The sequence below is a fragment of the Dysgonomonas sp. UBA7630 genome (genome assembly GCF_002483985.1).
Taxonomy (GTDB): Bacteria; Bacteroidota; Bacteroidia; order Bacteroidales; family Dysgonomonadaceae; genus Dysgonomonas.
The window spans coordinates 63139-86720 of record NZ_DLIY01000023.1 but is presented as its reverse complement, the minus strand read 5'-3'; the positions used below and the strand labels follow the sequence as shown (position 1 = coordinate 86720).

Genomic DNA, 23582 nt, shown 5'->3' with positions numbered 1-23582 from the left:
AATAATTCTGGAGTTAGCTCTTGGCTTTATTTAATTTGTCCAAAACTTTCTTTTCCACTTCATCAGCCAATTCGCTTAATTGTTCAGACTTGTAGGCTGCACGTTCCTTTAGATATTCCAGTTGGTTTTTTCCAACATCGATACCATCTTTTATTTTTTTCTTAGCCTGACCTGATAACTTATTTAAGTCATCACATACACAATCTAGCTTACCACTTTCTGCCAACTTATAAATAACGAGCGCAAGACCTATACCGGCAGCTGCTCCGATTAATAGTTTCTTCATAATGTTTCTATTTTTATTTAATATTAATGTGTAGTATACTCTTCATTTTAAACATAACGAAGACATACTTTGTTCAAATAATAGTAACTTAGGATATTTAGGACACTTATACCGCTTTATAGGACTTTTGACGATCATATATATTTATCAACTTTACCTAAAAGTTAATCTTATGAAAATAGCATTATTTCTTAAAAACGATAAGATTGACGAATCCGATATAGACACAATACCTATAATCGTTTTGCATACCGACAGTAATACAGTCGTAGAGATCGAAAAAGACATTATAGTGAAAAAGGACGTCAATTATTTGGCTCTTTGGTTATTAACCAATCGAATCAAAGAGGTGTATGTAATGGATATTGATCCGCTTATCCGTCAACTATTCGAGAGGCTGGGGGTAGTAGTTCGCAAATATGATGATATGAAAAAGAACCCCTTACTTAGGAAGTTTATATCATGATATTTCGATTTTATCGCGAAACCCTTTCCCGTTTTTATGTTTTATTTTTCTCTTCCCCCTAATGCATTAAGTCTCTCTGTATTGTACGGGAGTTAGTCCTGTATGTTTCTTGAAAAATCGCCCGAAGAAAGAAGGATTGGGGAAATTCAGCTCGTCTGATATCTGTAAAATTGTGTTTGTTGTTGTTTTTAGCAGATGTTTTGCTGATGCAATCAAGGCTTCATTTATCCACATAAAGGCTGTTCTGCCTGTTCTGCTTTTTACAATAGTTGATAAGTATTTTGGAGTGAGACACATTTCACTCGCATAGAACTGTAACGATCGTTCTTTTTTGTGATATTGCAATAATAAATTAAAAAAGCGTGAGATTAATTCATCCTGATGCGAAGATGTATTCATGCTATCACATTCGTGCGCACTTACATCTTTGATCCGATTGTAATATATATTACCTATCTCGGTTAGCATTGCATATAAGAGGCTTTTAGCCATTTCATTCCTAAATGGATGATCTCTGCGCTTGTATTGTTTAACAATAAAAGAGTGGAACTCCAGATATTTGTTGGCTTCCGTTTCTGATATTTTTATACAAGAGTTTTGCATAATACTTCTCGATATGTCGAAGTTCGATATATTGGGCATTTCTGTTAGAAAATCTATAGAGAAAATTAAAAACTCAAGCATCAGATCTTCACTACGTGTGATAAATTCTGTGACAAACTGAGGCATGATTGTAATAATCATGTTTTTCTCTATATCATATTCTTTGAAATTTATTTTTATACGAGCATTCCCTTTAATACAAATGGCAAAAGCTACGCCATCTAGTATAAACGGAAAATTGGAGGACAGAGGAGGAAATAATACTGCTTTATCGGATATAATAAAATTTTTGATTGCGAAAGGATCTATATGTTCTGAAATATCCTCTAGTTGGATTTTTGCCAATTTCATATTTTGAATTCTTTTTGTGTAAAAAGTCGATTAAGATGAATGCAAACATAGTCTATTTTCATTGAAATATAGAAAAAGCCAAAAAGAACTTTTGAACATATTATAAGAATTTTAGACTATTTCTGTTGTCAACAATTTTTCAAAGTTATGCCTAAAAAGAATTTTAGAACATCTTTAAGCCAAAATAGACCTTTTGTCGTTCTCTATTTTGTTAGACCTTTGTCTTCATCAATAAGAGAATATCTTAAAAGATTGAGTTAATTAAATAAAGGTAAATTAAAAACAAAAATTAAAAGTTATGAAAAAGTTATTTTTTACACTTGCAATTATGTTAGGTCTAACAGCAACAGTTTCAGCACAAGATGTTGGTCAGATATGGGTTGGAGGTAGCGTTGGTTTCAACAGTACTAAAATTGATGGTGGCGACAGAGTATCATCATACCGTATTCTTCCTGAAGTAGGTTATGCATTTACTAATAATATGGGAGTAGGTATCAGATTGGGTTATGCACACAATAAACCAGCATTAAACGGTTCTGTAAATTCCGATATTATTTTCAAAGACGCGTTTACAGTAAATCCTTTCCTACGTATGTCATTCCTAAAAGGAACTATGGGTAGCCTGTTTGTTGATGGTGGCGTAGCATATACTTATGGAAAAACAGATTATATGGTAGCTACAGGTCAGACTGCCGCTGAAAAGTATAAACTAAATGCTTGGGAAGTTGGTTTCCGTCCGGGTGTAGCAGTTAATGTTACAGATAAAATTACTTTAACAGGTAAATTCGGATTCTTAGGTTATCAACATGCAAAATATGCTGGAATCAAAGGTGATAATTTCGGATTCGATTTCGATCTTAGCCAAACAGAAATTGGTGTAAACCTTGTGTTCTAATAATTTAGACTTATTCTATAATAAGACAAAAGCCGTTCTTTAAAGGACGGCTTTTGTTTTATATTATATCTACTTAATGCGCGAATAGCTTATCTGTCTTGTTTAAGTCTGTCGGCCATAGCCTTTCCCAGAGAAACACAGTCTTCATAAGTATTTAGGTTCATAGCTTGCTTCATTTCTACCGGCGAGCCTATGACTTCAAATTTACTGTCGCTTGCAAATTGAGCCAAACGCTTAACTGCTGCTCCCGCCCAGGTAAATGATCCGAAATATCCGAAATAACGGTGCTTCATATCACGACCTTCAATTTTCGAGATTAGATATTCTACCTCAGGAAAGAGTTTGTTGTTATATGTAGGAGATCCGATGATCAATCCTTTGTATTTGAATATATCACGTATAATGTATGAATGTGAACGCTTCGATACATTATGTAATATAACCTCTTTTATCCCTTGTTGAGCCAGTTCGTAAGCTACTGTTTCAGCCATTTGCTCAGTGTTGCCATACATACTGCCATAAGCAATCACAACGCCTTCATCGCCTTCATAACGGCTTAGCTTGTCATATATGCTTATTACTTTTTTTATCTGTTCGTCAAGAGTCCATATCGGACCATGTGTAGAACAGATATATTTTATTTCGAGAGTATTAAGTTTTTCAAGTGCTTTCTGTACCGGAGAGCCAAACTTGCCTACAACGTTAGAATAATAACGCACCATCTCATCGTAGTAGCGCTCAGGATGTAGTTGTGCATCGGTAATACCACCATCAAGAGTTCCGAATGTACCAAAAGCATCGCCCGAGAATATGATCTTATGATAAGTGTCATATGTCATCATCGTTTCAGGCCAATGTACCATTGGTGTCAGATTGAAAATAAGCTTATGTTTGTTACCTAAAGACAGTTCTTCTCCGTCTTCTATAACTTTCACTCCATCTGAGATTCCATAAAATCCTTGTACCATTTCAGCCGTACGTTTGTTACCTACGATCTGTACATTCGGGAATCTGTTTCTAAGCAATCCCAGAGAACCTGAATGATCGGGCTCCATGTGATTGATGATTACATAGTCAAGAGACTTTCCATTTAAGGCTATTTCCAGCTTATGGAAAAAAATATCAGAATAACATACGTCTACTGTATCAAAAAGAGCTGTCTTCTCATCTACAAGAAGGTATGAATTATAAGATACGCCTTTAGGGAGTGGCCATAAGTTTTCAAAAAGATTCTTAGTGCGATCATTTACTCCGATATAGTAAAGGTCATCTTCTATTGGAATTGGTTTTAACATACGAAATTACTTCTACTTCTTTATTGTTTTGCTTTCTATTGTTGCTTTTTTTCTTGTTGCATTCCACACTAGCCATATACCCCATAGTACGAATGGGATACTTAGCAATTGTCCCATATTAATACCGAAAGTAGCTATCATATTAACCTCAAATGGCTCCTGTACATTTTTTATATATTCGATAAAAAATCTGGAAAGGAAGATCCCTATAAGAGAGACCCCTAGTATCAGGCCTTGTTTGTTTTTTGCATTTGTTTTATAGAATAGATATAGTCCTATACAAAAAATCGCGAAGTAAATGAGGGCTTCATATATTTGTGTAGGATGACATGGTAATTCGTTTGCACCACCTTCTGCTATTGGGAAATGCCAATGCGGATCGCGCACAAAGTTAAAACCCCAAGGAAGAGTTGTCGTTCCTCCGTATATTTCAGAATTCATTAGATTACCCAAACGGATGCATGTTGCACCAATGGCAACACCTACTATCAATCGGTCAAGAGCCCATATCATACTCTTTTTGGTAACTCTGACCGAAAATAGCCATATACCTACAGTCATGCCTATTGCTCCTCCGTGGCTCGATAAACCGCCTTCCCATACCATCAGCATCTTTAACGGATTGCTTAGGTAGTATACCGGGTCGTAAAATAAACAATGCCCCAGTCGTGCTCCGATAATGAGGCCCGTGAGAACATAGATGAATAACGAATCGAACCATTTCTCAGGCAGCTTCTCCGCTTTGTACATTTTTTGAACAACAATAGTTGTTAGCAGTACTCCGGTAGCCCAAAGTATTCCATACCATCGTATTTCTCGTCCCAATATAGCAAAAGCATCAGGGTTTACATCCCAGGTAATAAATGAAAGCATATACTTGTTTTTATTTCAAAATTTTTACTTTACCTTTTTTCGGAGTACAAATATATAAAATACTTATCAATAGATATACTTTATTGAGATAAGTTAAAGTACTCTTTGTTAATATTTGCGTATAAAGTATTTATTGATAATTATTTGTGTGTTTTAGAAGGAAGCGTTTATTATATATAATTATTCTAAATAGAGAGACGTCTATTCATTTGAATATTAGTGTATATAAGGGAATGTTAATAAAATATCCTAAAGCTTCGCTTTTTGTTTACATTTTTCATATCTTTAAGAACAAAAAAGCTTGTTGTATAAACGAGTTTGAATTTATATAGCTTGTTTGTTGACATATTAAATACCGAAAATCTATCAGTAACATTATGGATTACAATTATAAAAAGACCAATGCTTACCTCAAATTTGATAAATCGCGGATGGTTAACCTCGAATACTCGCTTTATCGTGAGATTTTGAGAACAAACCGGAGGGGAGCATATCACTGTACAACATTAGTAGAGTGTAACACACGAAAGCAACACGCGCTACTCGTTCTTCCTGTACCCCGTTTGGGTGATACAAATCATGTATTGCTATCATCCTTAGATGAAACTGTAATACAGCATGGTGCGGATTTCAATCTGGGGATACATAAATATGATGGAAATAATTATAGCCCGATGGGGCATAAATATATACGAGAATTTGATTGCGACTCGTTGCCGCGAACGATATATAGAGTAGGGGGGGTGATTTTATCTAAAGAGAAGATGTTTTCTTTAGAGGATAATTCTATTTTTATCAGATATACGCTGATAGATGCTCATTCGCCTACAACGATGCGCTTCAAGCCTTTCTTGGCATTTAGAGATGTGAACGAATTAACGGAAGAGAATCCGATAGCAGAACTTGGATATAAGGAAGTTGAAAATGGCATCAGTATGTGTATGTATACCGGTTATCCCGATTTGTTTATGCAGTTTAATAAGCCTGTAAATTTCGTCTTTGAGCCCAACTGGTATAAAGGTGTAGAATATATGCAGGATATGAATCACGGATTACCATACAAAGAAGATTTGTATGTGCCCGGATACTTCGAATTACCCATACAGAAAGGTGAGTCAGTTATATTCTCGGCAAGTGATATTCACGTAGATACGAATAAGCTGGTTTTCTCGTTTGAAAAGGGTATAAAAGAGCGTACCCCTCGTTCTTCATTCTACAACTGTCTGAAAAATTCAGCACATCAGTTTTATTATCGTCCTACTAAAGATGAACTATATTTACTGAATGGTTATCCTTGGGGTGAGGTTAAGACCCGAGAGCAATTTATGGCTTTGGAAGGACTTACACTAGGAGTTGGCAAGAAAGATGCTTTTGAAGAGATTGTTGATACTGCTATTCCTACAATTCTGCAATTTATGGAGGGGAAACCTATTACCGGATTTTTGAAGGATATAGGCGATGCAGATGTACTTTTATGGGTGATACGTGCCCTTAAAAAGTTTCAGATGTGCGATTCTGAGCGTTTTTATTTGAAATATGCTAGTCTGGTTAGCCAGATAGTAAGCTTTATACAAGAAGGCAATCACCCTAACTTGAAACCATTAACGAATGGGTTACTTACTGTAGACAATAAAGTTGGTTATCCGAGTTGGATGCATAATAAGATTTCGGACGGACTTTATTTGGCTCCTCGTACAGGGTGTTTGGTTGAGGTTAATGCTTTTTGGTATAATGCACTTAAGTTTAATGAAGAAATAGCACGCAATCAAGATAATCCGAAGCTGGAAAGAAAGATGGCTCTATTGGCTGAGATAACCAAAACATCATTTTTGGAAGTCTTTCTTAACGATGGTGGCTATCTGTACGATTATGTTGTGGGTAATTTCGTCGATTGGAGTGTCAGACCAAATATGTTATTGGCTATAGCTGTCGATTACCCACTGCTGGGTAAGCGACAAAGTAAAAGTATAATTGATATAGTAACTAAAGAATTACTTACACCTAAAGGCATTCGTTCCCTTAGTCCGAAGAGCATTGGCTTTCGTCCGAGATGTGAAGGCTCAATATATGATCGCCTCTACAGTGCTTTTAATGGTGCGGCATGGCCGTGGCTGCTGCGGGCATATCAGGAAGCTTACCTTAAAATATTTCAGCAGAGTGGATTGTCTTTTCTCGACCGTCTTTTGATTGGTGTTGAGGATGAAATGTCTAACGATGGCATAGGTTCTTTATCTTCTGTATATGATGGCAGTATCCCTTATTTCGGACATGGGCAGATTTCTTATGCCATAAATGTTGCCGGAATAATAACTGCTCTCAATGTTCAGAAAATGTTTGGAGATGAATATTGAATGATAAAGAATACCTCTATATGCAATATGATTTAGATTGTTAAATTAACAGAATAGTTTCGAACTAAAATATATGAAAGCATTAATGTTTGGATGGGAGTTTCCTCCCCACATATTAGGCGGGCTTGGAACAGCCAGTTATGGATTGACAAAAGGTATGTCTTTGCAGCCTGATATGGAGATTACATTTGTTATACCTAAACCCTGGGGCGATGAAGACCAGAGTTTTCTGAAAATAATAGGAGCATGCAATACCCCTGTAGCCTGGCGTGAGGTATACTGGGACTACGTAAGCGAGCGTCTGTCCAAATATATGGACCCTCAGGAGTATTATAATCTACGTGATCATATTTATGGCGATTTTAATTATTTGCATACAAATGATTTGGGTTGTATCGAGTTCTCGGGACGTTATCCCGACAATTTGCTGGAGGAGATAAATAATTATTCTATTGTTGCCGGAGTGATTGCACGCACTCATAATTATGATATAATACACTCACATGATTGGTTGACTTATCCCGCAGGAATACATGCCAAAAATGTTTTGGGAAAACCTTTGGTTATACATGTGCATGCAACAGATTTTGACCGTAGCCGAGGCAAGGTAAACCCGCAAGTTTATCAAATGGAAAAAAACGGGATGGACTACGCAGATCATATTATCTGTGTGAGTGAACTGACCCGGCGAACAGTAATTGAAAAATATCATCAAGACCCTGCAAAGGTAACTACTGTGCACAATGCAGTAGAACCATTAAGTGCCGAGATTGTCGCGATAGAGCCTCAAAAAGGTAAGGATAAAGTTGTAACTTTCTTGGGGCGTATCACGATGCAAAAAGGGCCGGAGTACTTTGTGGAAGCTGCGGCTCGTGTACTTGAAAAGGCAAAGCATATACGATTCGTGATGGCCGGTAGCGGCGATATGATGGAACGTATGATCTATCTTGCAGCCGAAAGAGGGATATCGGATAAATTTCATTTTACAGGATTCCTAAAAGGAAAACAGGTATATGAAATGCTCAAACGGAGCGATGTATATGTAATGCCTTCGGTTTCGGAGCCTTTTGGTATTTCTCCACTAGAAGCTATGCAGTGTAGTATTCCCACTATCATATCTAAACAATCCGGCTGTGCCGAAATCTTAGATAAAGCAGTGAAGATTGACTATTGGGATGTTGAGGCTATGGCTGATGCTATATATTCTATTTGTACATACGATGCCATGTCTGAATTCCTTAGCAGAGAAGGGAAAGAAGAGGTGGATAATATAAAATGGGAATATGCCGGACAAAAGGTAAGGGATATTTATAACAGTCTATGTCGATAATAAAAAACAAAATACATTATGAAAAATATATGTTTCTATTTCCAAATACATCAGCCTCACAGGCTAAAACGCTATAGATTTTTCAACATTGGCGGCGATCATTACTATTATGATGACTTTGCCAATGAGGATTTTATGCAACAGGTGGCTGAGGTTTCTTTTATACCTGCCAACAGGTTGATGCTTGAGATGATAAAAGAATACGAAGGCAAATTTAAGGTTGCATTCTCTATTTCGGGCGTGGCTTTAGATCAGATGGAAATATATGCTCCTGAGGTTATTGACGGGTTCAAAGAGTTGGCAGATACAGGCTGTGTTGAGTTTTTGACTGAAACACAAGGACATTCTTTGGCTTCTTTGGTAGATCCTGAAGAGTTCAAGAAGCAAGTAAATGAGCATAGCAATAAGATAGAAAGCCTGTTTGGGCAACGTCCAAAGGTATTTCGCAACACAGAATTGATATACTCTGACGAAATTGGACACTTAGTCTATGAAATGGGCTATACAGGAATATTAACCGAGGGTGCTAAGCGAACACTCGGATGGAAAAGTCCTAATTATCTTTATCAAGCAGCAGAAGAGCCAAAATTGAAGTTGCTGCTACGTAATTCAAAATTCAGTGACGATATTGCAACTCGTTTTTCGAACTATAGCTGGAATGAGTATCCGCTTACTGCCGATAAATTTATTTCCTGGGTGGCTAATACGCCAAAAGAGGAACAGGTTATCAATCTGTTTATGAATTATGAAGCATTAGGTAATTTCCAAAAGAAAAGCTCCGGTATATTCGAATTTATGAGAGTATTGCCTCGTTTTGCTGCTGAGAATAACATCGGATTTGCTACCCCATCAGAAATATTTAAGACGATGAAGCCTGTAGATTCTATTTCGTCTATGCATCCTATATCATGGGTAGGTGAAGAAAAAGATGTTTCGGCATGGTTGGGTAATACATTGCAAGAAGAAGCATTCAATAAGTTGTATGAAATAGCGGAACGTGTTCGCCTGAGTCAATCGAGACGGATATTACAAGACTGGATATATTTGCAATCGAGTGATCATTTTTATTATATGGGAACAAAAAATGCGTTGCCATTTAGCCCATATTCATCTCCATACGAAGCATTTAATACTTATATGAATGTATTGAGCGACTTCAAGGAAAGGGTAGAAGCCGAATTTCCTAGCTCTATTGATAATGAGGAGCTTAATGCATTGCTCACTACCATTCACAATCAGGCAAATGAAATAGAAGAGCTGGAAGACAAAATTGAAAAGCTCGAAATTCTGTTAAAGCCTAAAACAAAACCTACAATGGCAAAGCCCAAGGCAACAGAGAAGCCTAAAAGTGTAGCAACTGAAACTAAACTTGAGAGTCCGAAACCTGTAGCAAAGCCGAAGGTAAGTGCTCGGGGAAAAGCTAAGCCATCTGCAAAGAAATAATTATTCATGCAACTTTCTGTGCATTATATGCATCGTAATATATAGACAACTAAATCTATACTTATAAAACAGATATATTATGAAAATTAGGCTTCTTTCTGCGTATTCAAAGGTTTTATCTTTTGTTCTCATTTTTCTAGGTTATCATTCATGCTCAACCGTTGATCCTAAAGTTGAGTATGGAACTCCATCTGCTAAATTTATTGTGAAAGGCAAGGTGGAAAATGGTGATAAAGAAGTTTCGGGGCTTAAAGTTGCACTAGGGGTAATTAAAAATGGTTATGATACAGGTAAAGTACGCTATGTAGATAGTGTAAAAACCGATGTGAAAGGATTATTTAATGTATCGATTCAAGACTTTCCAACTAGTCAGAAGTTTGTTATAAAATACGAAGATATCGATGGGGAGAAAAACGGATTATTGGAAACAGTGATAGATACTGTGAGGTTTGATAATCCGAGCTTTACCAATGGTAGTGGTGGTTGGTATGTCGGTGAAACGACAAAGGATTTGGGTACTGTAAAGCTTAACTCATCTAATCCTGAAAAATAATGAGTGTAGACGACATTCCCTTCCGAAAGCGTTTAGGTTTAGAGCTGTTTCGTCAGCATAAAAAGAATCAGACATCTCTACATAAATTAAACTATCTCATTTGGGAATGTACCTTGAGATGCAATTTGGCATGCAAGCATTGTGGCAGCGATTGTCACAAAGATATGAGGCAAAAGGATATGCCCTTGGAAGATTTTCTGCGAGTGGTAGATGAAGTTACCCCTCATGTTAATCCTCATGATACAATGATTGTTATAACAGGTGGCGAGCCATTGATGCGTAACGACCTTGAGGCTTGCGGACGGGAGTTGTACAAAAGGGAATATCCGTGGGGGATGGTGTCAAACGGGTTGTTTTTATCGGAACAAAGATTGAAAAGCCTTCTTGATGCCGGTTTGCGATCGGTGACAATAAGCCTCGATGGACTTGAGGAGAGACATAATATAATGCGTGGAAATAAGAATAGCTTTCGTATGGCATTTAATGCTATTTCGATGCTGGCGCAGACTAAAGATATTGTATTCGATGTTGTTACTTGTGTTACGGCAGATACATTCTCTCAACTCAATGATTTGAAAAAGCTACTCATCGATACCGGTGTTAAATCATGGCGTATTTTTACTGTGTTCCCTATCGGAAGAGCTGCCGATCATAAGGAGCTACAATTATCCCCGATTCAGTTTAAGCAATTATTTGAATTTATAAAACACACTCGTAAGGAAGGTCTTATAAACCTCAGTTATGGTTGCGAAGGTTTTGTTGGCAATTATGAAACAGAGATCCGAGATCATTTCTATTTTTGTCATGCCGGTATCAATATTGCATCGGTACTTGTTGATGGTTCTATCTCGGCGTGTCCTAATCTGCGATCAAATTTTACGCAGGGAAATATATATAAAGATAGCTTTTGGGAAATATGGTCGAATCGCTATCAGCCCTTTCGAGATCGTAGATGGATGAAGCAAGGTGAATGTAAAGACTGCAAATACTTTCGTTATTGCGAAGGAAACGGTATGCACTTACGAGATGAAAACGGTGAATTGTTGTTTTGTCACCTAAAGCGTATAAAAGAAGGAGAGACTCTTGAACTTAATATTACCTGATAATTATTTATACTTCTTGTACCGCTAAATAATTGTAGTCGGTGACTACTTTTCGAAGAAAAATTCTGTCAGGACCATCATATTCATAGCCTGTAATCGATTTTATTCTGTCAGCCAAACGTTGGTTAAAGTATTCGTTGTATTGCATGCGTTGGTCATCTATGATAGAAGTAATCGTTTGAATGTCTCTGTCGGATAACTTGTCAAGCACATCTTTATAGGTAACTTTATAGTCTTCATGAAAATCAAGATCAGAAAGCTTTAACTCTTTGTTTCGTGCGTTCAATCTGAGGTCTATGACTGTTGTTCCTGCCAAATAATCACCCAACCGCTGCGACTTTTTTGTAACTGCAATCATTATGATAGCCAGAAAACCCTCTGTAAACGTAAAATCAACTAAGCGGAATAACCATCTTAAGAGATAAGAACTTCCGGATGGAACAGTACCATCGACATTCACAACTCGTATTTTTACGATCATTTTGCCAATGCTTTGTCCTTTATTTAATGTTTCGAATAAGAGGTCATAGAAAAGTACAGGGGAAGCCATTATTATAATTATAAATATCATGGCAGTATTACCATCAAACGCACTCCATAATCCGGCTTGGGAGAAAAGAGATATAATTCCAATCCAACCTAAATACCAAATTAAAATTACAACCCAGTCGAGAATATAAGCTAAAAGTCTGTATCCGACACCGGCTGTTTCGTAGTCTATTGTTACGTTTTGGGTTGTTTGTACTTCTATTATCATAAACACTAAAAATAAAGAACAAATTTATGTTTTTTGTATGATTATATAGTACAAATTTTTCATTCTTTTTAACCAAAGAGCTATATTTGTGCTGAAACAATATATTATAAATGCAAACTTGTAGTTTTTGATGAGAGAGGCCGCATTTGTCAAGCAAAATAGAGATAAGTGGCAAGAAATAGATATCCAGACCAAGGAAAAAGATATTCCGGCTGAAATATTAGCGGATAATTTCATTGAACTCACGGATGATTTATCTTATGCGCGTACGTTTTACCCGCGGTCGCAAACAGTAAAATATCTAAATCAACTTACAGGGCGCTATTTTATCAATATATACCAGTATAAGAAAAAAGAGAAAGGACGCTTTTTTCGTTTCTGGAAAGAAGAAATTCCTCTTATCATGTACAAATATCGCAGACACATGCTTTATTCTTTTTTGACGATGTTTGCAGGTGTTTTGCTTGGGATATTTTCTTTAGAACAAGAATCAGCCTTCGCTAGTCAGATATTAAGTCCCGGATATGTAAATCAAACTCTCGAGAATATAGAGAGCGGTGATCCGATGGCTATATATAAAAGCTCGGATGAGGCGCCTATGTTTTTCGGCATCGCAACAAATAATATTGGAGTTGCATTTTATGCATTCGTCGGTGGCATTTTATTTTCTATGGGTACAGTTTATATCTTATTCTCCAATGGTGTAATGCTGGGTGTTTTTCAATACTTTTTCTTTAAGAAAGGTTTGTTGTTTACTTCGGCTATATCCATTTGGTGGCATGGGACATTAGAAATATCAGCAATCGTAATAGCCGGAGGTGCAGGGCTTATATTGGGCAATAGTATTTTATTTCCCGGTACATACAAACGCATAGTGTCATTACAGAGAGGAGCAAAAGATGCTGTGAAAATAGTTGTTGCACTGATTCCCGTTTTTATTGTAGCGGCTTTTATCGAGAGCTATCTGACTCGTTTGACCGAAATGCCGGTTTACTTTAATCTGACAATAATAGGCTTGTCGGCCTTATTTATTATATGGTATTTTATCTATTATCCTTATTACATCAATAAAAAAACAAATGAAACAACAACAAAAGATCAAGTTATATCAAAGCCGTGACTTTAGCGGTATTTTTGATACTTCAATTGCATTCATTAAGCAAAATTATGGAGCAATCTTAAAGGGTATATTGGTATTTATACCTATTACACTTATTGCTACATATTTTCTTATGAATTTACTGTCTTTTTCCAATATGGGTATGACATCTATTGGCGAATATGAAGACGATCCATTTGCAATTTTTCGATCACTATTTGATTGGCGATTTTTTCTTGGTATATTTATTATGATGGTAGCAGGATATTTAATGTCACTTTATCCTGTGTGCTATATGGCATTATATGCCGAATCGAAAGATGGCACGGTAGATAGTAAGGATGTGTGGACAAAAGTAAAGCAAGTAGCACTTCCTTTGTTCGGTTATTCTATCATCTATGGGATTCTGATTTCTGCAGGTTGGATATTGTGTTTGATTCCTGGGCTGATTATTTCGGTATACCTTTCACTATATTTCTATACATATATAGTAGAGAAAAAGGGTCTGGTAGAAACTTTTCAGCGGAGTATTGATCTTGTCCGCCATCATTGGTGGATATCTTCGGCATTAATAACCATTTTTTCTATTATAGCCAGTGTTATTGGTTTTGTGTTTACACTTCCGGTATATGGCACGATGATCGGTAATCTATTAGGAATAGATTTTCTTACCAGCGAAATATATATATACCTTACATACTCTTTGAGTTACACAGCTCGCATGTTGTTGAGCCCTATACTAATAATAGTATTGGGTGTTATGTACTTCAGTTATAGAAGCCAATTGGATGGTATTGGAGTTACAGACGAAATAGATATGATCGGTGTAAATAAAGAAGAAGACCAACCGATTCAATATTAATACTAATATTTCAACATATCCCTTAGGGTGGTAAATACAAATAAAAATATATACATATTCAAGAGCATTTTATTAATGCTCTTGGTTTGTATGTGCATAGATCTTTTTGGTCAGTCAGATTCTATTGCAACAACAAAGCCCTTACACATTCAAGAAAAAGTAAGCATACGTATACCCGATAAAAGCAAAATAGAGGAATATAGAAAAGATGCGCGATTTCAGTATAAAAAAGAAGAAAGAGGGCTATCGTGGTGGGATAGATTTTTACTGGCAATCAATAACTTTATCAATAATTTATTTGGTGCGGTCGCTAAATCAGGAATACTGAGCATTGTAGTGCTACTCATCATAGTAGTTGTAATATGTTTGATTGTCTTAAAACTTATTGGAGTAGATTACAGAACTTTATTGGGTAAGAAAGAACTAGATAAGTCGGATATCGATATCTATACAGAAAATGTACATGAAATGAATTTTGATGCATTAATATCTAATGCATTAAGAAACAAAGATTATCGTCTGGCTGTCCGTTTTTTATATCTGAAAAATCTGAAACAAATGTCTGATAAGGACATTATAGAATGGAGTAGTCATAAGACCAACTACAGCTATCAGTACGAGATGCAGAATCCCTTGTTGCGCTCTAAATTTCTTGAAACTACACTAATCTTTGATTATGTGTGGTATGGTGAATTCGAGTTGGATGAGAGTAAATTCACTGAAGTAGATTCCCGTATGGGCGACCTAAATAAAATGATAAACCATGAAAGATAAGAAACTAATAATTCTGATTGGGGTGATTATCCTTTTATTGATTGGTTTCAANNTTGGTTTGTCGTATGCCCGAACCAAAGCTCCTAAGCCGGTAGATTGGAGACCTACATTTATAAATACCAAGACATCTCCATATGGAACATATATTGCATACGAGCTACTTGGAGATATCTTTCACAAAAAGAATATACGATCTACACGCACACCAATATATAATAACCTGAAAGAGAGTATGGAAGAATACTTTTCCTATGACAAATCTTATGATTCGTATGGTTCAGGTTATTATGAAGATTCTGATGATGAATATGACTATACTGAAGAGTCTGATACAACTCAAGTAAATACCGACCTTGTAGTAGATACAGTACTTGAGCAAGGGCTTGAGGANNAAAAGTATTGATGCGGAAATAGATACTACAGCATATATATTTATCAATACCAAGTTTACGCTGGATAAAGTAGATATGCAATATTTAGTCGATTTTGTTGGGTTGGGGAATAATGTGTTCATCTCGGCAGAAAGCTTTTCTTCGAGCCTGATGGATACTTTAGGTATAAAGACAAAGCATAGATATTTTGAAGCAGATACAGCTTATTATTTAATAGATTCTCCGCATCAGAAATATAATTTTGCAGGTATAACCGGTGAAACAAGGCTTAACACAGATAGTTGCAAATTGATGTCACGTCCATTGGCCTTTAATAACAAAAAAGATACAGTGTTCTTAGAAGTACAATATGGAAAAGGGCATTTCTATTTGCATACAATCCCATCAGCTTTTGCCAATGTTAATCTACTGCAACTAAACAAATATGATTTTGCTTTCAGATGCTTATCTTTTTTGCCACAGAATAGTAAAATTATTTGGGACGAATATCAAAAGCAAGGTGGTACTGATGCGAATAGTAGTATATTCAAGGCGATGTTGTCCAATCCTCTGTTACGTATTGCATTATATCTTATACTCGGCGGTTTGTTGCTCTTTGTGATCTTCAGGGCGAAACGTACTCAACGGATTATTCCTGTCATCAAACCACATATAAACTCTTCATTAGAGTTTCTAGGTACAATCAGTAATTTATATTATCGCAAAAAAGATTTTAAAACCATTGCCGAAAAGCGACATGCGTACTTCCTTGACTATATAAGGAAGAATTACTATATGTCGACAGAGAAAATTAATGACGACTTTTTGGATGTACTGAGTGCCAAATCAGGAGTTGAAAGAGATAAATTGAGTAATCTATTTAATTTATATAACGATATAATTATATTGCCTCATGTGTCAAACGATATATTCTTGCAATATAATAGTCTGTTGGAAGAATTTTATAGAAAGGTAAAAAACAAATAAAATAAAAATATATGTCGGATTTAGAATTTCAGTCAAGGATAGATTTTTCCGAATTGAGCCAAAGTGTTCAGGAGATAAAAAATGAAATTGGGCGTGTTGTTGTTGGACAGCATCAACTGATAGAGCAGATGATAATTGCTATCTTGGCAAATGGTCATGTATTGGTAGAAGGGGTTCCCGGTGTTGCTAAAACTTTATCAGCAAAACTTCTGGCAAAGACTATCGATGTTGCTTTCAGTCGTATACAGTTTACGCCCGATCTTATGCCTTCGGACGTCTTGGGTACAAGTATTTTTCTTCCGGGGTCTGCCAAATTTGAATTTAAGAAAGGGCCTATTTTTTCGAATATTGTGCTGATTGATGAAATAAACCGATCTCCTGCAAAGACTCAGGCTGCGCTTTTTGAGGTGATGGAAGAACGTCAGGTTACAAATGATGGAACAACATATAAAATGAGCTATCCATTTCTTGTAATGGCTACTCAAAACCCGATAGAGCAGGAGGGGACATATCGTTTGCCCGAGGCTCAATTAGATCGTTTCTTATTCAAAATCGTAGTCGATTATCCGAATATTGTAGATGAGATAAATATCTTGGACAGGCAAAACCGAGGTGAATTATCTCCTGAGATAGGTATTCGTCCGGTTCTGACGGCTGAGAAATTAAACTCTTTGCGCTCAGCGGTAGATAAAGTGCTGGTTGAACATCAGCTATTAGAATATATCGCTCAGATTGTATCTGCTACACGTCAGAGCCCATGGATAACCCTTGGGGCTTCGCCTCGTGCATCGCTTGCAATACTGAATGCCTCTAAAGCAATGGCAGCCATACGAGGACGTGATTTTATAACGCCTGACGATATCAAGGAAGTTGCTGTGCCTGTACTTAGACACAGAATTTTATTAACACCCGAAAAAGAAATGGACGGTACATCTACCGATACAATTATATGTCAACTGATAGACAAAGTGGAAGTTCCCCGATAAAATGGTTCTTTAAGAGTTTCTATCTCTCAAACCGTTTTTTCTTCACGCTGGCTTTATGTGTGTTGGGATACTTCGTATCTTATATTTTCGAGGTCTCACTTTTTATCATGACTGTGGTGATGAGCGTGTTGGCTGTATTCTTATTGTTGGATACCTTTACTCTTTATCGGCAGACAAGAGGTATACAAGCTTTTCGTAATTGTCCCGAACGGTTATCGAACGGTGATGTAAACACAATATCACTTTCGGTATCCAATAAATATCCATTCAGGGTTGCGATCAAAATCATTGAAGAGGTGCCTTTTCAGTTTCAAAAAAGAGATCTGACCTTTAGTACTTCGATAGGTGTACGCAAATCGGAAGTTTTGTACTACGATCTTCGTCCCACCGAAAGAGGAGTGTATCAATTTGGAGCAATAAACGTTTATGTGGCGGGACTCTTGGGGCTTGTTACACGACGTTATATATTCGACGAGAATAAGGATGTTGCCGTATATCCGTCTTTCCTCGAAATGCACAAGTATGAATTATTGGCGGCATCGCATCGTCTTACAGACTATGGTATTAAGAAAATACGACGCATCGGGCATGCTACTGAATTTGATCATATTAAACATTATGTATTGGGTGACGATCCTCGTACAATCAACTACAAGGCAACGGCACGTATGAGCCAGCTGATGGTAAATACCTATCAGGAAGAGAAATCACAACCTGTATATTGCTTGATCGACAAAGGGCGTACTATGAAAATGCCATTCAACGGGTTGACACTGTTGGATTATGCAATCAATACTACATTGATGGTAAGTACCACAGCTCTGAATAAAGGTGATAAAGCCGGACTCATAACCTTCTCTAAGAATGTGGATGAAATACTACCGGCAGATAGGCAACGCCGTCAGCGAGTAAAGATTTTGGAAACGTTATATGCGCAGAAAACAGATTTTAAGGAGTCTGATTATGAACGATTGTATGCTACTGTTCGTCGTAAATTGTCGCAACGCAGTCTGATTGTTTTGTTTACAAACTTTGAGACTATAAATGGAATGCGCCGCCAGTTGAAATATCTCACTCACATGGCCAAAGATCATTTGGTGTTGGTTGCATTTTTCTTGAATTCAGAATTTAACGAGGTGCTGGAGTCTTCTCCTGCAGGATTGGAAGATATATTCAGAAAAGGGATGGCCGAAAAGCTATGGAATGATAAATACCTGATCGTAAAAGAACTCAATAGATATGGAATTCATACGATTCTCTCAAAGCCTGAAAACCTTACTATCGATTCTATAAATAAATATCTTGAATTCAAATCAAGAGGATTAATTTAATCTTCTTCAATATTAGTGCCAGATAAAACCTTTCTAGAAACTCTAAATTATACCCACATCAGGTCGCTCATTATACCATCGGATATAAAGATTCCTTGTCGGGTTAATTTTAAGATATTATCCTTTTCGGTTAAGAACCCTTGATCGAGATATTTTCGTGCGTTTTTCAAGCAGAATGCTTTCATTTTAGTGCCAAAAAGGGATTCCAGTTCAGACAGATTTACTCCCCATTTGGTACGCATACCTGTTAAAATAAAATCGTTGTATCTTGTGTTTTCATCTAATGCCTCAATTTCAAGATTTGGATTTTCAGCCCTTATCCCTTCTATATACTTTGATATAGAGGCAACGTTCCACGAGCGGTTTTGTCCATCGTAAGAGTGGGCAGCAGGACCTAGTCCCAGGTACTTTTTTCCAAGCCAATACGAGCTGTTATGTTTTGAGTATAATCCGCGACGAGCAAAATTAGAGATCTCATAATGATCAAATCCTGCAGCGGTAAGTTGCTCTATCATTCGTGAAAACATGTCTACACTCAGGTCTTCATCAACAGGATTTACGTCTCCCATTTTGAATAAGCGATAGAGCCTTGTGCCCTGTTCATAGATCAAATGATAAGATGAAATATGCTGTACATCGAGAGCAATTGCTTCTTCGAGGTTTCTTTCCCAAATCTGCATTGTCTGGTTCGGCAAACCATACATGAGGTCTATACTGATATTATCATAGCCTAACGATTGGCACATTCTGACAGCTTCTTTTGCTTTATCGGCAGAATGCCTGCGCTTCAGGAATTTGAGCTCTTCATCGTCAAAACTTTGAATTCCAATGCTCAGGCGATTGAATGGTAATTTTTCTTTAAGGGTTGCTAAATACTGAGGTGAGAGATCATCGGGATTAGCTTCCATTGTTATCTCAGCATCGGGTGCTATCCGAAATTCATGGTGTAAAGTTTCAAATATACGGAGGAAGTCACTCTCAGATAACTGAGATGGAGTACCTCCTCCAAAATATACTGTCTTTACATCTTCCTCTCCAATGTAGTTTTTACGTAGCTTTATCTCTTCACAAAGAGCCGAAACATAGTCATACTTCGGAGACATATCTGTGCGTGTGTAGAAGTCACAATATATGCACCTTGTCTTACAAAAAGGAACATGAATATAAATTCCGGCCATTGCGTAATTTTAAGCTATTAGAAAGAATTAGTTAGTTGTTGCTAAACATTCTATTCTTTATACATTTTGTCGATAATATCTTTGTATTTTTCTGCTACAAATTTACGCTTTATTTTGAGTGTATTGGTTAATTCACCACCTTCCATCGTAAATGGCTCGGCCAGCAACCTGTATTTTTTTATCTTTTCGTATGGCGCAAAATGAGCTTGCAAGAGTTCTATGCGTCCGTCGAGCATACGGAGAATGTCTACATTAGAAAACAAGTCCTCTACTTTGTCATATTTTATTTGGTGCTCATTTGCATACTCTTCCAGTGCTTTATAATCGGGAACAATAAGAGCACTCACAAATTTACGCTCGTCGGCTATAACTGCAATCATATCGATAAACTTGTCTTCGGCTACGCGTGTCTCTATAGCCTGAGGTGCGATATATTTTCCGTTAGCTGTCTTAAACAGGTCTTTGATACGTTCGGTAATGTACAATACTCCGTTTTCCAATTTTCCTGCATCTCCCGTCCGGAAGAAGCCGTCTTCGGTGAAAACTTTAGTTGTTTCTTCTGGTTTGTTGTAGTATTCTCGCATCACGGTTTTTCCTTTCACAAGAATCTCGTTGTTTGTCTCATCAATCCTAACCTCAACTTCCGGCATTACGCTGCCAATAGACCCAATAACAAATTCTTTGTTAGGATAGAAGCTTACAGTTGCAGTTGTTTCAGTAAGACCATAACCCACAATTATTGGAATATTTACCGACTGTAAAAACTCAATGATTGAATCAGATAATGGAGCTCCTGCACAAGGGAATATGTTTCCCTTCTCGATACCGATAACCAGCTTAAGAACGAAAAATATAGTATTGTTATATAGAGCAAATTTAATACGAGTACCAAGCGGGGCTCGTAGATTTTTATTTTTAAAGTCCAAATTATATCTTTTCCCTGTCTTGATGGCATCGGTATATAGCCATTTCATCAGACCTTTGGAACTGGATATTTTTTCGTGAACGCCTGCATATACTTTTTCCCAGAATCGGGGAACACTACACATGATAGTCGGATGAACTTGCTTTATTGATTTTTGTATTTCCTTTGCATCTTGATTGATAGCAATGGTCATACCCTTATGGATAGCGTAATATGTCCACGCCCGTTCAAATATATGCGCCAAAGGAAGGAAATTCATAGACAGGTCTTTATTCGAAGTCATAGGCAGACGCATGTCGTGAATACGGAAAACCTGAGAGAAACACGAATGTGGTAATACTACTCCTTTCGGTTCGCCGGTTGTACCTGAAGTATATATAATACAAGCTATATCATCTTCTCTTCTCGATTTAAGGCGTACTCGCACGATAACTTCTGTGTGCGAATTTTCACCGGTAGCGATAAAATCATCAAAATAGACAGAAGTCTTATCATCGGGATGAAATTTCACATTATTATCGAATACAACAATTTTCTTTAAAGCAGGCGAATTTTGTTGCACTTTAAATGCATTATTATATTGGAACTGCTCTCCGGCGAACAGTAACTGTATACTGGCATCCTTTACGATATATTCTACTTGCGACGGTGATGATGTTGCATAGATAGGTACCGAAATGCAACGATTGGCAAAAGTACCGAAATCCGCAAAAAGATATTGTGGCATGTTCTGAGAATACACAGCGATCCTAGAGCCTTCTTCTACACCCATTTCAGCCATTGCCCAGGCTGTTTTCATTACATTGTCCGAAAACTTATTCCATGAAATATTCTTCCATTTTTTTTCATACGGGTTTCTATATTTCAGAGCTGTTCTCTTACCATACCTGATAGCCTGACGATGTACCAATATAGACAGATGATAATAATTCATTTGGACTTCCTTTTTTATTTATTATTATCACAAAGGTAATTTATAATATTAAAAAATGATTATTTAATTTCACTTTTTATAGTTGCTTAGGCATCTATTGTAGCTACTATCAGGGGATTAGGTAATGTGTCTTGACGAGTAAAAATATGGAATTAACTAGCAGGGTATAAAATACAACTCATGATTTATTTTTACTACTTTTGTAGCCAACTAAATATATCTATATGGCAGGGAGTGGAATGAAGAGCTTAGCAAAAGATACTGCAATCTATGGATTGAGTAGTATTGTTGGCCGCATATTTAATTGGTTACTTGTTCCTTTACACACATATATTTTTACTGATACTATCGAGTATGGCAAGGTAAGCTATATATACGGCTACACGGCGTTATTCATGGTTTTGCTGACTTACGGCATGGAAACGGGATTTTTCCGCTTTATGAACAAGAAAGAAGAGAATCCTGATAAAGTATATGCTACATCTTTAATCTCATTAGCTACAACATCTCTGCTGTTTATTTTATTCTGTTTTTCCTTCATCAATCCTATTTCGTCATGGATGGAATATACCGATCACAAGGAACATATCTGGATGATGGCTATTGTAGTGGCACTGGACGCTTTTATGACAATCCCTTTTGCTTATTTGCGTTATCAGAAAAGACCGATTCGGTTTGCTACATTGAAGCTTACGTTTATAGGGTTTAATATATTCTTCAATCTTCTGTTTTTGGTCGTATGTCCTTGGCTATACAAAAACTATCCGGACCTGGCTATTAATAAGTTCTTTCATCCCGAGATCGGTATCGGATACATCTTTTTGGCAAACTTGCTGTCTAGCTTGGTGGTATTGATACTATTGATACCGACAACAATGAAGAATGTGAAGCTCCAATTTGATAATGCTCTGATCAGACGTATGCTGATATACTCATTCCCTCTCTTAATATTGGGGCTGGCAGGAGTTATAAATCAGACTGTAGCGCAATTAACTTATCCTTTTCTGTTCGATAATCCCGATGAAGCTTTCAGCCAATTAGGTATATACAATGCTTGCCTTAAGATAACGGTTATTATAACAATGTTTACACAGGCATTCCGGTATGCTTACGAGCCCTTCTTCTTTAGCAAGGATAGGGAGAACAGCAGTACAAAACCGTATGCCGATGCTATGAAGTATTTTGTAATATTTGCTTTACTCGTTTTTCTGGCTGTGATGTTTTATCTTGATATATTGAAGTATATAGTCAGCAAAAACTATACAGTAGGTACAGTCATTGTTCCTATTGCCATGATGGGTGAAATATTTTTTGGGATGTACTTCAATCTTTCGGTATGGTATAAGCTAACCGATAAGACAAAATACGGAGCCTATTTTTCTGTATTCGGATGTATCCTTCAGGTTGCGATCAATATCATCTTTGTCCCTGTTTATGGCTATATTGCCAGTGCATGGGCTACGCTGATTTGTAATCTGATTATTATGAGTATATCTTATTTTATAGGACAAAAATATTATCCGATAAGATACGACCTAAAGCGCATTTTCTTATACTTTGCTTTGGCTGTCGTATTTTACATTGCGGCCATGTATCCACAGATAGATAACGAAATCTTACGACTGGCATATCGTACGGTATTCCTTGTTATATTTACGGCGGTTATAATAAAGAAAGATTTGCCATTAAAAGAGATTCCTGTCATCAGTAAATATATTAGCAACAATAAAAGAAATAAGTGACACTTTCTTATTTCATCGTGTTGTGAAAGTTAAATATAATTATCTGTATATAAATGGGATGTATGCTGTGTGAAGAATAAAAGGTTA

Annotated in this window: 21 protein-coding genes; 14 read left to right on the top strand and 7 right to left on the bottom strand. The window is 36.7% G+C overall.

The features are described from left to right. Positions 1-13: 13 nt before the first annotated feature. Positions 14-286, bottom strand: coding sequence for a hypothetical protein (locus B3P17_RS10280; RefSeq protein WP_006842849.1), 273 nt, complete (start codon positions 284-286; stop codon positions 14-16). A gap of 172 nt (positions 287-458) precedes the next feature. Between B3P17_RS10280 and B3P17_RS10275 the strand changes: the two genes are divergently transcribed. Continuing rightward, the gene (locus B3P17_RS10275) at positions 459-752 is read left to right on the top strand and encodes a hypothetical protein (RefSeq protein ID WP_252638113.1); all 294 of its coding nucleotides are present in this window, start codon (positions 459-461) and stop codon (positions 750-752) included. A 66-nt stretch (positions 753-818) separates the two neighbouring features. Here the strand turns inward: B3P17_RS10275 and B3P17_RS10270 are convergent, their stop codons facing one another. After that, a complete protein-coding gene (locus B3P17_RS10270; RefSeq protein WP_252638112.1) occupies positions 819-1706 on the bottom strand; it encodes a helix-turn-helix domain-containing protein in 888 nt (295 codons plus the stop codon). Between the two features lie 298 nt (positions 1707-2004). Here B3P17_RS10270 and B3P17_RS10265 point away from each other — a divergent pair, with 298 nt between their 5' ends. Continuing rightward, positions 2005-2601 (top strand): outer membrane beta-barrel protein, encoded by a 597-nt coding sequence (locus B3P17_RS10265; protein ID WP_252638110.1) that lies wholly within the window; start codon positions 2005-2007, stop codon positions 2599-2601. 89 nt (positions 2602-2690) lie between these two features. Here the strand turns inward: B3P17_RS10265 and B3P17_RS10260 are convergent, their stop codons facing one another. Beyond that, the gene (locus B3P17_RS10260; RefSeq protein ID WP_252638109.1) at positions 2691-3896 is read right to left on the bottom strand and encodes an FprA family A-type flavoprotein; all 1206 of its coding nucleotides are present in this window, start codon (positions 3894-3896) and stop codon (positions 2691-2693) included. A 12-nt stretch (positions 3897-3908) separates the two neighbouring features. Next, the gene (gene lgt / locus B3P17_RS10255; protein ID WP_252638108.1) at positions 3909-4769 is read right to left on the bottom strand and encodes a prolipoprotein diacylglyceryl transferase; all 861 of its coding nucleotides are present in this window, start codon (positions 4767-4769) and stop codon (positions 3909-3911) included. A gap of 377 nt (positions 4770-5146) precedes the next feature. Here lgt and B3P17_RS10250 point away from each other — a divergent pair, with 377 nt between their 5' ends. From B3P17_RS10250 to B3P17_RS10230, 5 genes are all read left to right on the top strand, one after another. Next, a complete protein-coding gene (locus B3P17_RS10250; protein WP_291105369.1) occupies positions 5147-7120 on the top strand; it encodes a glycogen debranching enzyme N-terminal domain-containing protein in 1974 nt (657 codons plus the stop codon). A gap of 73 nt (positions 7121-7193) precedes the next feature. Further along, positions 7194-8450, top strand: a complete 1257-nt coding sequence (locus tag B3P17_RS10245) for a glycosyltransferase (protein ID WP_252638106.1) — start codon at positions 7194-7196, stop codon at positions 8448-8450. Between the two features lie 18 nt (positions 8451-8468). Next, complete coding sequence (locus B3P17_RS10240) at positions 8469-9893, top strand: glycoside hydrolase family 57 protein (RefSeq protein ID WP_252638105.1); 1425 nt, start codon at positions 8469-8471, stop codon at positions 9891-9893. A 79-nt stretch (positions 9894-9972) separates the two neighbouring features. Beyond that, on the top strand, positions 9973-10446 hold the full coding sequence (locus tag B3P17_RS10235; RefSeq protein WP_252638104.1) for a radical SAM-associated putative lipoprotein: 474 nt from the start codon (positions 9973-9975) through the stop codon (positions 10444-10446). After that, positions 10446-11549, top strand: a complete 1104-nt coding sequence (locus tag B3P17_RS10230; RefSeq protein WP_252638102.1) for a TIGR04133 family radical SAM/SPASM protein — start codon at positions 10446-10448, stop codon at positions 11547-11549. The genes B3P17_RS10235 and B3P17_RS10230 overlap by 1 nt, the downstream gene beginning before the upstream one ends. Positions 11550-11556: 7 nt before the next feature. Here B3P17_RS10230 and B3P17_RS10225 read toward each other — a convergent pair whose 3' ends face one another. After that, a complete protein-coding gene (locus tag B3P17_RS10225) occupies positions 11557-12306 on the bottom strand; it encodes an RDD family protein (protein ID WP_252638101.1) in 750 nt (249 codons plus the stop codon). A gap of 130 nt (positions 12307-12436) precedes the next feature. Here B3P17_RS10225 and B3P17_RS10220 point away from each other — a divergent pair, with 130 nt between their 5' ends. The 6 genes from B3P17_RS10220 to B3P17_RS10200 all read left to right on the top strand — a co-directional run bounded on the left by B3P17_RS10220 (position 12437) and on the right by B3P17_RS10200 (position 18716). After that, entirely contained in the window at positions 12437-13426 is a 990-nt protein-coding gene (locus B3P17_RS10220; RefSeq protein WP_291105365.1) for a stage II sporulation protein M, read from the top strand. After that, entirely contained in the window at positions 13386-14267 is an 882-nt protein-coding gene (locus B3P17_RS10215) for a hypothetical protein (RefSeq protein ID WP_252638099.1), read from the top strand. The genes B3P17_RS10220 and B3P17_RS10215 overlap by 41 nt, the downstream gene beginning before the upstream one ends. 90 nt (positions 14268-14357) lie before the next feature. Beyond that, a complete protein-coding gene (locus tag B3P17_RS10210) occupies positions 14358-15041 on the top strand; it encodes a hypothetical protein (protein ID WP_252638098.1) in 684 nt (227 codons plus the stop codon). Positions 15042-15508: 467 nt separating this feature from the next. Next, complete coding sequence (locus B3P17_RS15825; protein ID WP_422653394.1) at positions 15509-16399, top strand: DUF4350 domain-containing protein; 891 nt, start codon at positions 15509-15511, stop codon at positions 16397-16399. Positions 16400-16410: 11 nt separating this feature from the next. Next, the gene (locus B3P17_RS10205; protein ID WP_252638094.1) at positions 16411-17385 is read left to right on the top strand and encodes an AAA family ATPase; all 975 of its coding nucleotides are present in this window, start codon (positions 16411-16413) and stop codon (positions 17383-17385) included. Then, positions 17349-18716: a DUF58 domain-containing protein gene (locus tag B3P17_RS10200; RefSeq protein ID WP_252638093.1), complete on the top strand. Its 1368-nt coding sequence runs from the start codon at positions 17349-17351 to the stop codon at positions 18714-18716. The genes B3P17_RS10205 and B3P17_RS10200 overlap by 37 nt, the downstream gene beginning before the upstream one ends. A 47-nt stretch (positions 18717-18763) precedes the next feature. Here B3P17_RS10200 and hemW read toward each other — a convergent pair whose 3' ends face one another. Together hemW and B3P17_RS10190 are read right to left on the bottom strand one after the other, a co-directional pair. Further along, positions 18764-19894: a radical SAM family heme chaperone HemW gene (gene hemW, locus B3P17_RS10195; protein ID WP_252638092.1), complete on the bottom strand. Its 1131-nt coding sequence runs from the start codon at positions 19892-19894 to the stop codon at positions 18764-18766. Positions 19895-19944: 50 nt separating this feature from the next. Beyond that, positions 19945-21753: an AMP-dependent synthetase/ligase gene (locus tag B3P17_RS10190; protein WP_252638091.1), complete on the bottom strand. Its 1809-nt coding sequence runs from the start codon at positions 21751-21753 to the stop codon at positions 19945-19947. A 224-nt stretch (positions 21754-21977) separates the two neighbouring features. On the opposite strand from B3P17_RS10190, the gene B3P17_RS10185 reads away from it, so the two are divergent. Beyond that, a complete protein-coding gene (locus B3P17_RS10185) occupies positions 21978-23495 on the top strand; it encodes a polysaccharide biosynthesis C-terminal domain-containing protein (protein WP_252638090.1) in 1518 nt (505 codons plus the stop codon). The last annotated feature ends 87 nt before the right edge of the window (positions 23496-23582 follow it).

Bases quoted from the DNA above. Each gene is read 5' to 3' on its own strand.
- B3P17_RS10260 (WP_252638109.1), bottom strand. From the start codon at position 3,896: ATGTTAAAACCAATTCCAATAGAAGATGACCTTTACTATATCGGAGTA.
- B3P17_RS10230 (WP_252638102.1), top strand. From the start codon at position 10,446: ATGAGTGTAGACGACATTCCCTTCCGAAAGCGTTTAGGTTTAGAGCTG.
- B3P17_RS10220 (WP_291105365.1), top strand. From the start codon at position 12,437: ATGAGAGAGGCCGCATTTGTCAAGCAAAATAGAGATAAGTGGCAAGAA.
- B3P17_RS10240 (WP_252638105.1), top strand. From the start codon at position 8,469: ATGAAAAATATATGTTTCTATTTCCAAATACATCAGCCTCACAGGCTA.
- B3P17_RS10215 (WP_252638099.1), top strand. From the start codon at position 13,386: ATGAAACAACAACAAAAGATCAAGTTATATCAAAGCCGTGACTTTAGC.
- B3P17_RS10185 (WP_252638090.1), top strand. From the start codon at position 21,978: ATGGCAGGGAGTGGAATGAAGAGCTTAGCAAAAGATACTGCAATCTAT.
- B3P17_RS10280 (WP_006842849.1), bottom strand. From the start codon at position 286: ATGAAGAAACTATTAATCGGAGCAGCTGCCGGTATAGGTCTTGCGCTC.
- B3P17_RS10205 (WP_252638094.1), top strand. From the start codon at position 16,411: ATGTCGGATTTAGAATTTCAGTCAAGGATAGATTTTTCCGAATTGAGC.
- B3P17_RS10245 (WP_252638106.1), top strand. From the start codon at position 7,194: ATGAAAGCATTAATGTTTGGATGGGAGTTTCCTCCCCACATATTAGGC.
- hemW (WP_252638092.1), bottom strand. From the start codon at position 19,894: ATGGCCGGAATTTATATTCATGTTCCTTTTTGTAAGACAAGGTGCATA.
- B3P17_RS10200 (WP_252638093.1), top strand. From the start codon at position 17,349: ATGTCAACTGATAGACAAAGTGGAAGTTCCCCGATAAAATGGTTCTTT.
- lgt (WP_252638108.1), bottom strand. From the start codon at position 4,769: ATGCTTTCATTTATTACCTGGGATGTAAACCCTGATGCTTTTGCTATA.
- B3P17_RS15825 (WP_422653394.1), top strand. From the start codon at position 15,509: ATGCAATATTTAGTCGATTTTGTTGGGTTGGGGAATAATGTGTTCATC.
- B3P17_RS10270 (WP_252638112.1), bottom strand. From the start codon at position 1,706: ATGAAATTGGCAAAAATCCAACTAGAGGATATTTCAGAACATATAGAT.
- B3P17_RS10235 (WP_252638104.1), top strand. From the start codon at position 9,973: ATGAAAATTAGGCTTCTTTCTGCGTATTCAAAGGTTTTATCTTTTGTT.
- B3P17_RS10250 (WP_291105369.1), top strand. From the start codon at position 5,147: ATGGATTACAATTATAAAAAGACCAATGCTTACCTCAAATTTGATAAA.
- B3P17_RS10225 (WP_252638101.1), bottom strand. From the start codon at position 12,306: ATGATAATAGAAGTACAAACAACCCAAAACGTAACAATAGACTACGAA.
- B3P17_RS10275 (WP_252638113.1), top strand. From the start codon at position 459: ATGAAAATAGCATTATTTCTTAAAAACGATAAGATTGACGAATCCGAT.
- B3P17_RS10265 (WP_252638110.1), top strand. From the start codon at position 2,005: ATGAAAAAGTTATTTTTTACACTTGCAATTATGTTAGGTCTAACAGCA.
- B3P17_RS10190 (WP_252638091.1), bottom strand. From the start codon at position 21,753: ATGAATTATTATCATCTGTCTATATTGGTACATCGTCAGGCTATCAGG.
- B3P17_RS10210 (WP_252638098.1), top strand. From the start codon at position 14,358: ATGTGCATAGATCTTTTTGGTCAGTCAGATTCTATTGCAACAACAAAG.